13 protein-coding genes are annotated in these 13,894 nt (G+C 71.1%); 6 read left to right on the forward strand and 7 right to left on the reverse strand.

All coding sequences use genetic code 11. The annotated features are described in order from the left end of the window. The first annotated feature begins 237 nt into the window (after positions 1–237). On the forward strand, positions 238–1,470 hold the full coding sequence (locus tag FH610_RS32705) for a permease (RefSeq protein WP_139579098.1): 1,233 nt from the start codon (positions 238–240) through the stop codon (positions 1,468–1,470). Positions 1,471–1,563: 93 nt separating this feature from the next. Here the strand turns inward: FH610_RS32705 and FH610_RS32710 are convergent, their stop codons facing one another. From FH610_RS32710 to FH610_RS32730, 5 genes are all read right to left on the reverse strand, one after another. Next, positions 1,564–2,364, reverse strand: coding sequence for a crotonase/enoyl-CoA hydratase family protein (locus FH610_RS32710; protein WP_139579099.1), 801 nt, complete (start codon positions 2,362–2,364; stop codon positions 1,564–1,566). 167 nt (positions 2,365–2,531) lie between these two features. Next, complete coding sequence (locus FH610_RS32715; RefSeq protein WP_205826237.1) at positions 2,532–3,218, reverse strand: 50S ribosomal protein L11 methyltransferase; 687 nt, start codon at positions 3,216–3,218, stop codon at positions 2,532–2,534. Next, positions 3,219–3,776 carry a DinB family protein gene (locus tag FH610_RS32720; protein WP_205826238.1) on the reverse strand — a complete coding sequence of 186 codons (558 nt, stop codon included), beginning with the start codon at positions 3,774–3,776 and terminating at the stop codon, positions 3,219–3,221. 144 nt (positions 3,777–3,920) lie between these two features. After that, positions 3,921–4,535, reverse strand: coding sequence for a trimeric intracellular cation channel family protein (locus FH610_RS32725; RefSeq protein WP_139579100.1), 615 nt, complete (start codon positions 4,533–4,535; stop codon positions 3,921–3,923). A gap of 323 nt (positions 4,536–4,858) precedes the next feature. Further along, complete coding sequence (locus FH610_RS32730; RefSeq protein WP_205826239.1) at positions 4,859–5,668, reverse strand: peptidase associated/transthyretin-like domain-containing protein; 810 nt, start codon at positions 5,666–5,668, stop codon at positions 4,859–4,861. Positions 5,669–5,718: 50 nt separating this feature from the next. On the opposite strand from FH610_RS32730, the gene FH610_RS32735 reads away from it, so the two are divergent. Both FH610_RS32735 and FH610_RS32740 read left to right on the forward strand, forming a co-directional pair. Continuing rightward, positions 5,719–5,904, forward strand: a complete 186-nt coding sequence (locus FH610_RS32735; RefSeq protein ID WP_139579101.1) for a hypothetical protein — start codon at positions 5,719–5,721, stop codon at positions 5,902–5,904. Positions 5,905–6,039: 135 nt separating this feature from the next. Continuing rightward, positions 6,040–7,296: a PP2C family protein-serine/threonine phosphatase gene (locus FH610_RS32740; RefSeq protein ID WP_139579102.1), complete on the forward strand. Its 1,257-nt coding sequence runs from the start codon at positions 6,040–6,042 to the stop codon at positions 7,294–7,296. Between the two features lie 19 nt (positions 7,297–7,315). Here FH610_RS32740 and gap read toward each other — a convergent pair whose 3' ends face one another. Both gap and FH610_RS32750 read right to left on the reverse strand, forming a co-directional pair. Continuing rightward, on the reverse strand, positions 7,316–8,314 hold the full coding sequence (gene gap, locus FH610_RS32745) for a type I glyceraldehyde-3-phosphate dehydrogenase (RefSeq protein WP_139579103.1): 999 nt from the start codon (positions 8,312–8,314) through the stop codon (positions 7,316–7,318). Positions 8,315–8,468: 154 nt separating this feature from the next. After that, the gene (locus tag FH610_RS32750; protein ID WP_139579104.1) at positions 8,469–9,416 is read right to left on the reverse strand and encodes a GlxA family transcriptional regulator; all 948 of its coding nucleotides are present in this window, start codon (positions 9,414–9,416) and stop codon (positions 8,469–8,471) included. Positions 9,417–9,629: 213 nt separating this feature from the next. Here FH610_RS32750 and FH610_RS32755 point away from each other — a divergent pair, with 213 nt between their 5' ends. The 3 genes from FH610_RS32755 (at position 9,630) to FH610_RS32765 (ending at position 13,838) form a co-directional block, all read left to right on the forward strand. Further along, positions 9,630–10,826: an LLM class flavin-dependent oxidoreductase gene (locus tag FH610_RS32755; protein WP_139579105.1), complete on the forward strand. Its 1,197-nt coding sequence runs from the start codon at positions 9,630–9,632 to the stop codon at positions 10,824–10,826. 179 nt (positions 10,827–11,005) lie between these two features. Continuing rightward, on the forward strand, positions 11,006–12,139 hold the full coding sequence (locus tag FH610_RS32760; RefSeq protein ID WP_420813753.1) for an MsnO8 family LLM class oxidoreductase: 1,134 nt from the start codon (positions 11,006–11,008) through the stop codon (positions 12,137–12,139). 88 nt (positions 12,140–12,227) lie between these two features. Beyond that, positions 12,228–13,838 (forward strand): ABC transporter substrate-binding protein, encoded by a 1,611-nt coding sequence (locus FH610_RS32765; RefSeq protein ID WP_139579107.1) that lies wholly within the window; start codon positions 12,228–12,230, stop codon positions 13,836–13,838. Positions 13,839–13,894: the final 56 nt, after the last annotated feature.

Consider the following 13,894-nt stretch of genomic DNA (forward strand, 5'->3'; position numbering starts at 1 on the left):
TGGCCGCCGCGGGGCTGCTCAACCCCATGATCGCCGGCGCGGCGATGGCGTTCTCCAGCGTCTTCGTCGTCAGCAACAGCCTGCGCCTGCGCAGCTTCCGCTGATCGCTGGCCGAGGGGCCTCCGGCGACTCGCCCGGAGGCCCTTCCGCATCGGAATGCGCTATTCGCGGCAGGTGAACGGTGTAACCCGATCCCAGCCGGAAAGCTGAAGGCAAGAGCGGAAGAGGGAGCAGGTCATGGATTGGTTGTGGCGCGCGCCGGTGATCGCGGGGTCCATGACCTGGGAGATCCTGTGGGCGCTGATCCTGGGGTTCACCCTGTCGGCGATCGTGCAGGCGGTGGTCCGCCGGGAGGTGATCACCCGGGCACTCGGGGATGACTCCCCCCGAGCCCTGGCTGCGGCGACCGGATTCGGCATGGCCTCCTCGTCGTGCTCCTACGCCTCGGTGGCACTGGCCCGCTCGCTGTTCCGCAAGGGGGCGAGCTTCACCGCGGCGATGACCTTCGAGATCGCCTCGACCAACCTGGTCGTCGAACTGGGCATCATTCTGGCCCTGCTCATGGGCTGGCAGTTCACCCTGGCCGAGTTCGTCGGCGGCCCCATCATGATCGTCCTGCTGGCGGTGCTGTTCCGCGTCTTCCTGCGGCGGCGCCTGGTCGACGACGCGCTCCGTCAGGCTGAGCGGGGCGTCGCGGGGTCGATGGAGGGGCACGCCGCGATGGACATGTCCGTCACCGGACCGGGCTCGTTCTGGCGGCGGCTGACCTCGGCCAAGGGCCTCACCTCGGTGTCGCACATCTTCGTCATGGAATGGGCGGCCATTTGGCGGGACATCGTCGCCGGCCTGCTGATCACCGGGGCGCTGGCCGCCTGGGTGCCGATGGGCTTCTGGCAGAGCTTCTTCCTGACCGACCATCCGCTGTGGGCCCGCATCTGGGGACCGCTGGTCGGCCCGATCGTCGCAGTCATCAGCTTCGTCTGCTCCGTCGGCAACGTGCCGCTGGCGGCGGTGCTGTGGAACGGCGGAATCAGCTTCGGCGGTGTGGTCGCGTTCATCTTCGCCGACCTGATCATCCTGCCGATCCTGAACATCTACCGGAAGTACTACGGCGTGAAGATGGCCGCCTTCGTCGCCGGCACCTTCTACGCCACCATGGTGCTGGCCGGCTACGCGGTCGAGCTGCTGTTCACACTGCTGGGCCTGGTGCCGAGCCACCGCAACGCCTCCGTCGTGGAGGCCCACATCTCCTGGAACTACACCACCTGGCTCAACATCGCCTTCCTGGTGTTGGCCGCGGTGCTGCTGATCCGGTTCTTCACGACCGGCGGCCTGCCGATGCTGAAGACGATGGGCGGCGGCCCCGACGACACCCGGCACGCCCACGACGCCCACGACGCCCACCACGCCGACCACGGCCACGACGGACCCGCGCCCGCCGCTCCCGAGGACCGGCGCCACCACCCCTAGCGTCGGCGCGGGCATGCAGCGGATGACGTACGACCCCGTGTACGTGCTGCGGTCATTGCCGGAGGCGCTGGACACCTACGACGGCGTCCGCGCCTACTCCGGCCTCGGCCCGGAGGGGTGATCGGGGACAACACCGTGGCGGCCGGCGCCGTCGGCGAAGCGGGCGGCGCCGGCCATGCCCTCGCGTTCCACGATCGGGACGCCCGCCGCGCCCTCGGCGAGCAACGCCTCGGCCAGGGGCAGGTCCAGGGCGGCGTAGGTGGAGGCCCGGTCGGTCAGGACGCATTCGAAGGGGAACGCCGCGATCTGCCCGGCCAGCTCGCGGGCCGCCTCGACCGCCCGGCCCGGCTCGGCGATCCGGTTGGCCAATCCGATCGCGAGGGCTTCGTCGGCCCGCACCGGACGGCCGGTGAGGATCATGTCGAGGGCGCGGCCCAGGCCGACGATCCGCGGCAGCCGGACCGTGCCGCCGTCGATGAGCGGCACCCCCCAGCGACGGCAGAACACCCCCAGCACCGCGTCGGACTCGACGATCCGCAGGTCGGCCAGCAGCGCCAGCTCCAGGCCACCCGCGACCGCGTATCCGCTGATCGCGGCGATCAGTGGCTTGCCCAGTCGCATCCGGGTCGGTCCCATCGGGCCGCTGCCGCCTCCCTCGGGATCCAGTTCGTTGCGCCGCTCGGGGTCCCCGACCGCGGTCAGGTCGGCGCCCGCGCAGAAGGTGCCGCCGCTGCCGGCCAGGATCGCCACCCGCTGGTCCTGGTCGGCCTCGAACTCCTCGAACGCCGCCCGCAGTTCCCCGGCCATGGCCCGGTCGACGGCGTTGCGCCGGTCGGGCCGGTCCATCCAGATCGTGGTGATCGGTCCCTCGACCTCCACCCGCACGTCACCCATCACTACTCCCGTCACGTCACGGCCTGCGCGGCCCTGCGGTGGAAACGAGACCACGTTAGGTCGCGAGTCCGGAGCTGCGGGAGCTCAGGGACCAGCGCTCGTGCCGTCCACGAGCGCACCGGACGGCTGGTCATGGCGTGCTCGGAGACCGGAGAGCGCCGTGCTTGTCATGCTTCTCCAAACGCGCTCACCGACGGAGGGCGGGACCGAACAGGCATCGGACGTTCCCGGTGCAGTTCCCAGATGCCGACTGGTCCGAACAAGTCGGGGACGAGGGCGCGCCATGCCGGGTCGTAGGGCAGTTCTGTCATCGCCACGCATCGGGGCGCCGACCAGCCCGGGAACACCAGCGTGTCGAACCGTAGAGCAGCCGCGGCGGTGGTCCGCACCCTGGCCGCCCCGGTGTGGGACACGACGAGACGGATCGCCGCGAGTCCGTCTGGCCCACCGCCGTCGTGGAGGTGCCGTTGATTCCGTGGTACGGCGGGCAGCAGGGCGGCTGGGCGCTGGGGCGGGTTGACGGCCAGGAGCTCGGCGTTCATCGGGCGCAGCTGGCTCCAGTCCGCTTCCCACAGGGTCAACCGGGCGCGCGCCTGCGGGCCGAGGACACGCGTGACGTTGGCGGCGGTGTCGGCCAGCGCCTTGGCGTCGTAGTCCTGGGCCACGACGTGCCGAGCTCCCGCCGCCAGCGCAGCCACGGCCACCAGACCGGCCCCGCACCCGGCGTCGATCACCGTCAGATCCCCGCAGTCGTCCATGGTGGCGGCCAGGAACGCCGAGAAAAGCGACGGACGGTGAACGCCGTCGCTCGTCAGGAGGAGGCGGCCGACCTCGGCCCACCGTTCGATATCCACTTAGAGGCCTACCGCGCCGTCGATTCCCTGGCGGAGGAGGTCGGCGTGCCCGTTGTGCCGCGCGTACTCCTCCACCATGTGCACCATCACCCACCGCAGCGTGATCGTGCCTCGCCAGGAATCCCTACCGGTCACCTCCAGGCTGTCCGCCGCGGCCACGAAACGGTCGGCGAAGTCGACCTCCTCCTGCCACAGGCGCCAGGCCTCGGAGACCGTCTCGGCAACGGGTGCGGCATCGTCGAAGGCCGCGTCCGCGTGGTCCTCCCTGCTGAAGTGCGGTTCGGCCGCCTGCCCTGCCAGGTCCCGGCGGAACCAGCGGCGCTCGACGTCAGCCAGATGCCGCACCAGGCCCAGCAGGGACAAGCCGGAGAAGGACACCGAACGCCGGGCGAGGGCCTCCGGGTCCAGATCAGAGCACTTCAGCCTCAGCGTCTGGCGTTGCCAGCGCAGAAAGGCGGCGAGCATGGCCTTCTCGTCGCCTCCGGTCGGCACGTCGATTCTGGGGTCGGCGCTCTCCTCGACGAACATCTCGGCAAACATCGGCCTTTCAAGGGTCATTTCAGTCCTCTATCGAACTCAGCGAAGCCGTCCTGCACTGCTGCGTCGACGGCCGGTCTCTCCGTAACGATCACCGAGAACGGCCGAGTCCCGCAACAGGCCTTCCTCGCCCGGCGCCCCGGTGGCGTGGTTAGGCGGCAGCCCTCACTCCCTTTCGCGGACGCCCCTGGCCAGGGGTGCCCGCCAGCGGTGCCGCATGGCGAGCATGCGGAACGCGAAGGCGAGCACCGCCGAGGACAGGGTGGCGGCGAACCCCCGCACCTCCAGCGCGTACAGTGCGGCCATCATCGCCGAGCCGAGCATCGCCGGCACCGCGTAGAGCTCCCGGTCGTAGAGCAGGGTCGGCTTCTCGCCGGACAGGACGTCTCTGATGACGCCGCCGCCGACCGCCGTGCAGACCCCGAGGAACACCGCGTGCATCGGCGCGAGGCCGTAGTGCAGCGCCTTGGATGTCCCGACCGCGCAGAACAGGCCGAGGCCCGCCGCGTCGAAGACCAGCACCCCGGGCATCGCCCGCTCGACCTGGGGATGCCAGAAGAACGCGATGACGGCGGCCGCGATCGGCACGAGGAGATAGCCCGTGTCCCGCAGCGCGGCGGGCTGCACGCCGATGAACAGATCGCGCACGATGCCGCCGCCGACGGCCGTGAAGAACGCGAGCACCGCGATGCCGACCGCGTCGAGCCGTTTGCGTACACCCTCCAGCGCGCCGGACAGGGCGAATACGAAAATTCCGACAAGGTCGAGCACGGGGGTCACAGACGCTCAGTCTCCCATATATCGGGCGCACCGCCGCGTCAAGATCAGTGTGATGAGACCCGGCGGCCGCGGCCGGTGGCGAGGCCCAGGGGTGTGGCGGCCGTCGGGGACCGCGGCGGGGTGCCCCTCGCGCGTCCGGTGTCCGCCAAGCCTGGCGGGTTGCCGAGAGCAATGACCTATTTGCTGTTCTTGTCGGGGTCAACGGCGAAGGTGATCACGCCGAGGTAGCCGTCGCCGTCCTCGCTCACCTTCATGAGCATGCTGGGCTTGTAGATGGTGTCCTTGTCGTTGAGGGTGTCCCTGCCCGTGTGCCCGGAGTAGGGCTACTCCTTGAACACCTTCGCGTTCAGGTCCTCGTCGAACATGACCTGTGTCGTCAGCGTACGCTCATCGCCGACATGCACCATGGCGTGGATGTGCACGGTCCGGCCCCGGTACCAGCCGGGCCAGATCGTGGTGAACTGGACGACGCCGTTCTTGTCCGTGACCTGGGCGCCGCGCAGATAGCGCTTGTCGTCGGTGGGGGTGAGGTCGGCCATCCCGTCGTCAGCGGAGGGACCGCCGCGGGGTCCTCCGGGCATCCCGGAAGGGGGCGGCCCGCCGGGTCCTCCCGCCGGCATGCCCGAGGGTGGCGGACCGCCCGGGCCGCCGCCGGGTCCTGGCGCGCCGCCTCCGCCGCCCTGCCCGCTCGACTGCGCCTCGGCTCCCGAGTAGAGGCCGGCCGCGTCACAGTGCCAGATCTCGACGACGACGTTCGCCAGCGGCGCGCATTTCTCGCTGTCCTGCACCTTGACGGCGACCTTCAGCCGCTTGCCCTGCCGGTCCTCACGGATGTCGGAGCGGATCTTGTCAGCGTCGAAGTAGTACGGCCCCTGAGTGGTCGCGGGCGTCAGGACGCAGGTGTTGGAACCGGCGAAAAGGTCCGTCAAGCCGGCCGGGGTGCTCGTCGTCGGCGTGATCGAGACCGTGGCTCCCGACGTGGTCGAGATCGAGGCCGAGCCGCCGGCCTTCGCACCGCAGGCCGACAGGAGGGCGCCGAGCCCGATCGCGCTGATTCCGGCGACGGCGGTCCGGCGGCTGACCCTCTGGCCCTCGTGATCGTGTCCCACTGCGCCCTGGTGATCGTGTCCCACGATTGCCTTCCTCTCCCGACGTGACGTCTGCCGGACGGTAGACCACCCGGATGAAGGTTCTCTTAGAGATCCTTCGTGTCATCGACGATGCGCTGCCGGGCGGGTCCGACATCCGCGCGGGGCTGCGGCGCTTCCTCCACGCCACGCTCGCCGAACTGGATTCGGCGGTAGGGGCCTTCGCCTGCTCGCACCCCGGCCCCTGGCCTGCGCATGCCCTGCACGTTGGCTCTGTGTGAAGCGAGGCCGGGTAGCGTCGGGAATGTGCCGTCGAGGGCCTGGGGTCCGCACCCCGCCGGGTGGGGCCCCTGCCGGCGACTTTCCGCCCCGAGACCGGCCGAGGGCGGCAGGGGGGGGGCAGTAGGGGGCGGCAGGTGAACGGGTGTCCTGACACGGGGCGCATCTGGGGCGGTCTGGTGCGCGACCATCATCTGACGCCCCTGGACGATCTGGCGTCCTCCGTCATCGAGCACGTCAGGCCGCTCGGCTACAGCGAGGTCATGATCTATGTGGCCAGCCTGCGGCCGCTGTATCTCGTGCCGCTGCCGGGGCAGTGCGACGCGTACGGCGAGCCGCTGAACCGCGTCGCCATCGACACGACCCTGGCCGGGCGCGCCTACCGCAACCTGGAGATCGTCCAGGCGCGTCCCGCCGTCGATCCGTACGTCGCCGAAGCCGCGGAACCGCTCGGCAGCGAGGGGCCGCGGCGCCTGTGGGTGCCGATGCTGAACGGCACGGAACGGGTCGGCGTGCTCGGCGTGACCGTGCCCGTGGTCGACGAGGCCACCGAGCGGATCGCGACCGAGCTGGGCGGCCTGGTCGCGCTGCTGGTGGTGAGCAAGCGCGCCTACAGCGACGCCTTCGTGCGGCTGGTGCGCACCGAGGAGATGCACCTGTCGGCCGAGATGCTGTGGGCCCTGCTGCCCATCAGGAACTTCGCGACGGACACGATGACGGTCAGCGCCGCGCTGGAGCCGGCCTACCGCGTCGGCGGGGACGCCTTCGACTACGCCCTCGACGGCGCCACCCTCCACCTCGGAATCTTCGACGCCATGGGGCACGACACCTCCGCCGGGCTGACCGCGGCCATCGCCCTGAGCGCCTACCGCAACAACCGCCGCCGGCGCCGGGTCGGGCTGCTCGAGGTCAGCGACGCGATCGACGAGGCGATCGCCGGGGAGTTCGGCACCTCCCGCTTCGCCACCGGGGTCCTGGCCGATCTGGATCTCCGCACCGGGCGGCTGACCTGGGTGAACCGGGGGCATCCCCCGCCGCTCGTCCTGCGGCAGGGGCGGGTGGCCTCGGAGCTGGACAGCCCGCCGGACACCCCGATGGGCCTGCGCCTGGGTCCGGCCGCCGTGCTCGCGCGGCGCCAGCTCGAGCCCGGCGACCGGCTGTTGTTCTACACCGACGGCGTCGTGGAGGCGCAGACCCCGGACGGGGAGAGGTTCGGGCTGGACCGCTTCGCCGACTTCGTCATCCGGAAGGAGATCGACGGCGTCTCCGCTCCGGAGACCCTGCGCCGCCTGGTCCACTCGATCCTCGCCTACCAGCGCGGCCAACTGCAGGACGACGCCACGGTGCTGCTGGTCGAGTGGCGCACCGAGCGGCACTACCTGCTCACGATGTGAGCCGCGCGTACGGCGGCGTTCAGTCGCGGGCGAGCAGCTCCAGCGTGTCGACGACCCGGTTGGAGAAGCCCCACTCGTTGTCGTACCAGGCCACGACCTTGACGTGCCTGCCCTCGACCCGGGTGAGGGCGGCGTCGAAGATCGCCGACGCCGGCTGGCCGGTGATGTCGCTGGAGACCAGCGGCTCGTCGGCGTAATCGAGGATGCCCTTGAGCCTGCCGTCGGCGGCGGCGCGGTAGGCCGCGAGCACCTCGTCGCGGGTGACCTCGCGTGAGACGGCGGTGTTCAGCTCCACGATCGACCCCACCGGGACCGGCACGCGGATCGAGTCGCCCGACAGCTTGCCGTCGAGGTTCGGCAGCACCAGGCCGATGGCCTTGGCGGCCCCGGTGGTGGTGGGCACGATGTTCACGCCGGCCGCGCGGGCGCGGCGCAGGTCGCGGTGCGGGCCGTCCTGCAGGTTCTGCTCCTGGGTGTAGGCGTGCACCGTGGTCATGAAGCCGTGCTCGATGCCGGCCAGGTCGTCCAGCACGGACGCCAGCGGTGCCAGCGCGTTCGTGGTGCAGGAGGCGTTCGAGACGATCATGTGCTCGGCGGGGTCGTAGGCCTCGGTGTTCACGCCGTAGGCGAGCGTGACGTCGGCGCCGTCGGAGGGGGCGCTCACCAACACGCGCCCGGCGCCCGCGTCGATGTGCGCGCGAGCGGCACGCGCCGCGGTGAAGCGGCCGGTGGACTCCAGCACGATGCCGACGCCGAGCTCGGCCCAGGGCAGCTTGGCGGGCTCGCGTTCGGCGAGCACCGTGATGCGGCGGCCGTCGACCACGAGGTCGGTGCCGTCGACCTCGACGGAGCGGCCGAGGCGGCCGAGCGCGCTGTCGTACCTGAGCAGGTGGGCGAGGGTCTCGGGGGCGGTGAGGTCGTTGACGGCGACCACTTCGAGGTCGCTGTCACGTTCGAGCAGGGCGCGGAGGGTGTTGCGTCCGATGCGGCCGAATCCGTTGACGGCGATGCGAGTCATGGGCGTTCCTTTCGTTCCGCGCTCCATGATCGGCATTCGGACGCCGGGCCGACAGTGGCTTGAACGACACCGCACGCAAGGATCCAGCCAGAAGTTTCGCCAGCGTGCGCAAGGATCTCGCCACATCCTCCCGCACGCAGGCGGGCCCGGGAGTTCAGGCCGAGAAGGTGTGGCGGTACTCGGTGGGGGAGGTGCCGAGGATGCGCTGGAAGTGCAGGCGCAGGTTGGCGCCGGTGCCGAGCCCGACCCGGTCGGCGATCTGCTCCACGCCCAGGTCGGTGCGTTCGAGCAGTTCGCGTGCCAGGTCGACGCGTGCCCTGAGCACCCACTGCATCGGCGTGTAGCCGGTGTCCTCCACGAACCGCCGGGAGAAGGTGCGCGCCGACACCCGTGCGTGGCGGGCGAGGGTCTCAAGGGTCAGCCGTTCGGACAGGTGCGCCAGGGCCCACTCACGCGTGTTCGCGAACAGGTCGCCGAGCGGCTCGGGGACGCTGCGTGGCACGTACTGCGCCTGACCCCCGCTGCGGTAGGGCGCCGCCACCAGCCGTCTCGCCACGTGGTTGGAGAGCCCGACGCCGTGGTCGCGCCGCACCAGGTGCAGGCACAGGTCGATGCCGGACGCCGCGCCCGCCGACGTCAGCACGTCGCCCTCGTCCACGAACAGCACGTTCTCGTCCACCCGCACGAGCGGATGCTTGCCGGCGAGGGCCTTCGTGTAGTGCCAGTGGGTCGTCGCCCGCTTGCCGTCGAGCAGGCCCGTCGCCGCCAGCGCGAACGCCCCTGTCGAGATGGCCGCGAGCCGGGTTCCGCGCTCGTGGGCGGCCATGAGCGCGCCGACGACCGCGGCCGGCGGTTCCGTGGTCGCCGGCTCTCGATAGCCGGGGATGAACACGGTGTCGGCCTGCTCGAAGGCGTCGAGGCCCTCGGCCACGTGATAGGAGAGGCCGTCGCCGCCGGTCACCAGTCCGGGCGCCGCGCCGCACACCCGCACCTCGTACGGCATGCTCGGCCGGTTGGAGAACACCTGCGCCGGGATGCCGACGTCGAGCGGTTTCGCGCCCTCCAATACGAGCACGGCGACGCGATGGTTCTTCCGGCTCATCGGCCTCCTTCGGCTCTCCCGCGGTCCGGCGGCGTCCCCTCGCGCCGTGACCTCGATGACCTCTACCGCAAGCATCCTGCCACCGGCCCGCGCCACGTCAGGCAGACGTGGCGGCGGGGGCTTGGGGATGGCGGACTTCCTCGCAGCCGTTGACAAAGCATGGTTTTCCTACATAGTTAGTAGGTATAGCCCATTCGAGAGGTATGCGACCACGTGAAATTCCTCGCCATCACCCTCATCGCGCACGGGCCCGACCCGCTGACCGGCGAGACCAGGTCCACCACCGAGCGGTTCCGCGACGTCGTGGACACCGCCGTACTCGCCGAGGAGCTGGGCTTCGACGGCTTCGGAGTGGGAGAGCGGCACGAGCGGCCCTTCATCTCCTCCTCACCGCCGGTCGTGCTCGGCCACATCGCCGCCCGGACCTCCCGCATCCGGCTGTTCACCGCCGTCACCACGCTCAGCCTGCTCGACCCCGTGCGGGCGTACGAGGACTACGCGACGCTCGACCACCTGTCGGGCGGCCGTCTGGAGCTGATCATCGGCAAGGGGAACGGGTCGGCCCAGGCGCGGCTCTTCCACGTCACCGCCGAGGACCAGTGGGACCGCAACCGGGAGGCGTACGAACTGTTCCGCAGGCTCTGGCGGGAGGACAGGGTCACCTGGGAGGGCCGGTTCCGGCCGTCCCTCACCGACGCGGAGACCTGGCCGCGCCCCTTGCAGCGGCCGATCCGGGTCTGGCACGGCAGCGCCACCAGCAAAGATTCGGTCGACCTGGCCGCCCGCTACGGCGACCCGCTGTTCTCGGCGAACGTCACCAACCCCATCGAGCCGTACGCCGAGCTGGTCGACCACTACCGCGAACGCTGGGCGCACTACGGGCACGACCCGTCCGACGCGCTGGTGGGCGCGGGCAGCGCCGGCTTCTACGCGGCGCGCACCTCCCAGGAGGCGATCGCGACCTACCGGCCGATCTACGACGCCCGCGTCGCGCTGTTCCGCAAGTCGGGCGTGGAGCCGGTCTTCCACTCGCTGGAGGACGCCGTCGAGCGCGGGTCGATCCTCGTCGGCAGCCCCCAGCAGATCGTCGACAAGGTCCTCCGCTACCACGAGCGGCTCGGCCACGAGGTCATGCACATCAGCGCGGACGCCGACGGCCTGACCCGGGCGCAGCACCGGGCGGCGCTGGAGCTGTTCCAGAGCGACATCGCCCCCGTGCTGCGCCAGGAGATCCCGAGCAGGCCGTTCCCCGCCGTCCCCGGGACCCGGCAGGGAGACAGCGCGGCCCCGCAGAGCGCCGCCGCGACCCAGCAGAGCACGGCGGTGACCCGTCAGGGTGCGACCGCGACCCAGCGGAGCACCGCCGCGACCCACCAGAGCACCGCCACGAGCACCGGAGTGCCGGCATGAGCGTCCCCCAGCCGACAGCACAGTCCACAGCGCAGCCAATAAGCACAACGCAGCCAATAAGCACAGCGCAGCCAATAAGCACAGCGCAGCCAATAAGCACAGCGCAGCCAATAAGCACAGCGCAGCCGGTAAGCACAGCACGGCCGGGCAGCCGGCCGGTTCCCCTGTCGATCCTCGACCTGTCCCCGATCCCGTCCGGCAGCGGCGCGGGAGACGCGTTGCGCAACAGCGTCGACCTCGCCCGCCACGCCGAGCGTCTCGGCTACCTCCGCTACTGGGTGGCCGAGCACCACTTCGCGGCCGGCGTCGCGAGCTCGGCCCCGGCGGTGCTCATCGGCCTCATCGCGGCCGCGACGAACCACATCAGGGTGGGCTCAGGAGCCGTGCAGCTCGGCCACCAGACGCCTATCGCGGTGGTCGAGCAGTTCGGCCTGATCGACGCGCTCCATCCCGGCCGGATCGACCTCGGGCTCGGCCGTTCCGGGCAGCGCAGGGCCGAGATCGTGGCGAAGGCCGACCGGTCTCCCGAGGCGGCCCGAACCTCGGAGCCCCGCGAGTCCCGGGTGGTGGACGGGCTGCTGATCCCGCCCGCGTTCTCCTTCGCCGAGCTGGCCCGCTCTCCGCAGCTCGCTCTCCAGGCCGCGCTGCTGCAACAGCCGGGCGCGCGGACCCCCGACTTCGCCGAGCAGGTCGACGAGGTCATCGCCTTCCTGGAGGGCGCCTACCGGTCGCCGGACGGGATCGCGGCGCACGCCGTGCCGGGCGAGGACGCCGAGGTGGAGCTGTGGATCCTCGGCAGCAGCGGCGGGCAGAGCGCGAAGGCGGCGGGGGAGCGCGGCCTGCCGTTCGCCGCCAACTACCACGTCAGCCCGGCGTCGGTGCTGGAGGCCGTCGAGGCCTACCGCGAGGCGTTCACCCCCTCGAAGGCGCTGTCCGAGCCGTACGTCGTCGTCTCCGCGGACGCCGTCGTGGCCGAGGACGACGCGACGGCCAGGGAACTGGCCAGACCGTACGGCCTCTGGGTGCGCGCCATCCGCAGCGGTCAGGGGGCGATCCCCTATCCGACGCCCGAGGAGGCGGACGCGCACGTCTGGAGCGAGGCCGACCGCGAACTGGTGGCCGATCGCGTGGACACCCAGTTCGCGGGCTCCCCGGAGACGGTCGCCGAGCGGCTGCGCGTGCTCCAGCGGGTCACGGGCGCCGACGAGCTGCTGGTCACCACCATCACGCACGGGCACGCCGACCGGGTCCGCTCCTACGAGCTGCTCGCGGAGGAGTGGCACGGAAGACGCACGTCAGGGGCGAGATCGTGACCGTCTCCGGCGTCCGTCCCGGCGTCCCCGGCCGGGACCCGCTGCCGGAGGCCGAGGCGTTCCACGCGGGCACAACAGGAGGACCACTGTGAAGGTCGTCAGGGGCGCGCTGCCCTTCATCCTCGTCGCGGCCCTGGCCGCATGCGGTTCCCAGACACCGGAGGCGCAGGCGGGCGGCACCTCTCTCACGTGGGCCGTCGAGACCGAGCCCATCACGTTCAACCCCCATCTGTGGGCGCAGAACAAGGCAAGGCTGCTGGTGTTCAACCAGTTCGACGCGCTCCTCGCGCACGGCGAGGACGGGGCGTTCGTCCCGTGGCTCGCCCGGTCGTGGAAGGTCTCGGACGACGGGCGCACCTACACCCTGGAGCTGCGCGACGACGTCACCTTCCAGGACGGCACGAAGTTCGACGCGGCGGCGGTGAAGGCGAACCTGGACAAGCTGCGCGAGCCCGGCTACAACCCGACGGTCGCCGCCATCCAGTTGCACGCCTTCGACAAGGCCGAGGTGCTCTCGCCCACCACCCTGAAGATCACGCTGAAGGAGCCGGACGGGCTGTTCCTCGACTTCCTCGCCTCGCCGTACGCCGGGCAGGTGTCCCCGAAGTCCCTCCGGGAGGCCAAGGATCTCAAGGCCGGCGGCCCGGACGTGGTCGGCACCGGCCCGTTCGTCCTCGACCGGTACGTGCGGGGCCAGGAGGTCCACTACCGGCGCAACCCCCGCTACAACTGGGCGCCGCAGGGCAGCGCCCACCAGGGACCGGCGTACCTGCCGGAGGTCACCTACCGCTTCCTGCCGCAGGCGGCCGTCCGTGTCGGCGCGCTCACGTCCGGGCAGGTCCAGGTCGTCGAGGGCGTCCCGGCCACCGACGTCCAGTCGATCAAGCGGGACTCCGCGCTGTCCTTCCAGTCGGCGCTCAACTCCGGCACGTCGTTCTCCTACTACTTCAACACCTCTCATCCGCCCTTCGACGACAAGCGCGTGCGGCAGGCGTTCCGGGAGGCCGTCGACGTCGACGCCGTGCTGGCGTCCGTCTACCAGGGCACCGCCAAGCGGGCCTGGAGCATCGTCGGCTACACCAGCCCCTTCTACGACCCGTCCCTGGAGAGGACGTACGGCGGGGACGCCGCCACGGCGAACGCGCTGCTCGACGCGGCGGGCTGGACCGGGCGCGACGCCGAGGGCTACCGGGTCAAAGACGGCAGGCGGCTGACGGTCCGTTCGGTGGCGTCGGCGCCGTTCGTCCGCGACCGCAGGGACATCCTGGCCCAGGCCGTCCAGGCGCAGGTCAAGCAGACGGCGGGGATCGACTTCCAGGTGAAGATCGTGGACCAGGGCACGGCGCAGAAGGCGCTCGACGACGACGCGTACGAGATCTTCGAGAACTCGCGCGGCGACTCCGACGTCGGGGCGGCGCTCAACCTCATCCTGCCGAAGGGCGGGGCCATCAACCGCACCCACTACGAGGACGCCGACCTCGACGGCTGGCTCGCCGACGCGTCGGCGAGCTCCGACGCCGCCGAGCGGAAAGCCCTGTACGCCAAGGTCCAGCGCAAGGTGGTGGCCGACGAGGCGATCGTCTTCCCCATCTACGTCCCCTCCGACCAGATCGCGGCGAGCAGGAACGTCCAGGGGCTGGGCTTCGACCCCGTATCCGGCACGCCCCGCGGCGTCTACGACGTGCGGATCGCCGCGTGACGGCGGCGCTACCGGCCCGGCGGCCTGCGCCACCGACACCCGCCGAGCAGCCGCCC

The organism is Microbispora catharanthi, from assembly GCF_006334915.2.
GTDB classification, from domain to species: domain Bacteria; phylum Actinomycetota; class Actinomycetes; order Streptosporangiales; family Streptosporangiaceae; genus Microbispora; species Microbispora catharanthi.

Bases quoted from the DNA above. Each gene is read 5' to 3' on its own strand.
- FH610_RS32705 (WP_139579098.1), top strand. From the start codon at position 238: ATGGATTGGTTGTGGCGCGCGCCGGTGATCGCGGGGTCCATGACCTGG.
- FH610_RS32710 (WP_139579099.1), bottom strand. From the start codon at position 2,364: ATGGGTGACGTGCGGGTGGAGGTCGAGGGACCGATCACCACGATCTGG.
- FH610_RS32720 (WP_205826238.1), bottom strand. From the start codon at position 3,776: ATGACCCTTGAAAGGCCGATGTTTGCCGAGATGTTCGTCGAGGAGAGC.
- FH610_RS32735 (WP_139579101.1), top strand. From the start codon at position 5,719: ATGAAGGTTCTCTTAGAGATCCTTCGTGTCATCGACGATGCGCTGCCG.
- gap (WP_139579103.1), bottom strand. From the start codon at position 8,314: ATGACTCGCATCGCCGTCAACGGATTCGGCCGCATCGGACGCAACACC.
- FH610_RS32750 (WP_139579104.1), bottom strand. From the start codon at position 9,416: ATGAGCCGGAAGAACCATCGCGTCGCCGTGCTCGTATTGGAGGGCGCG.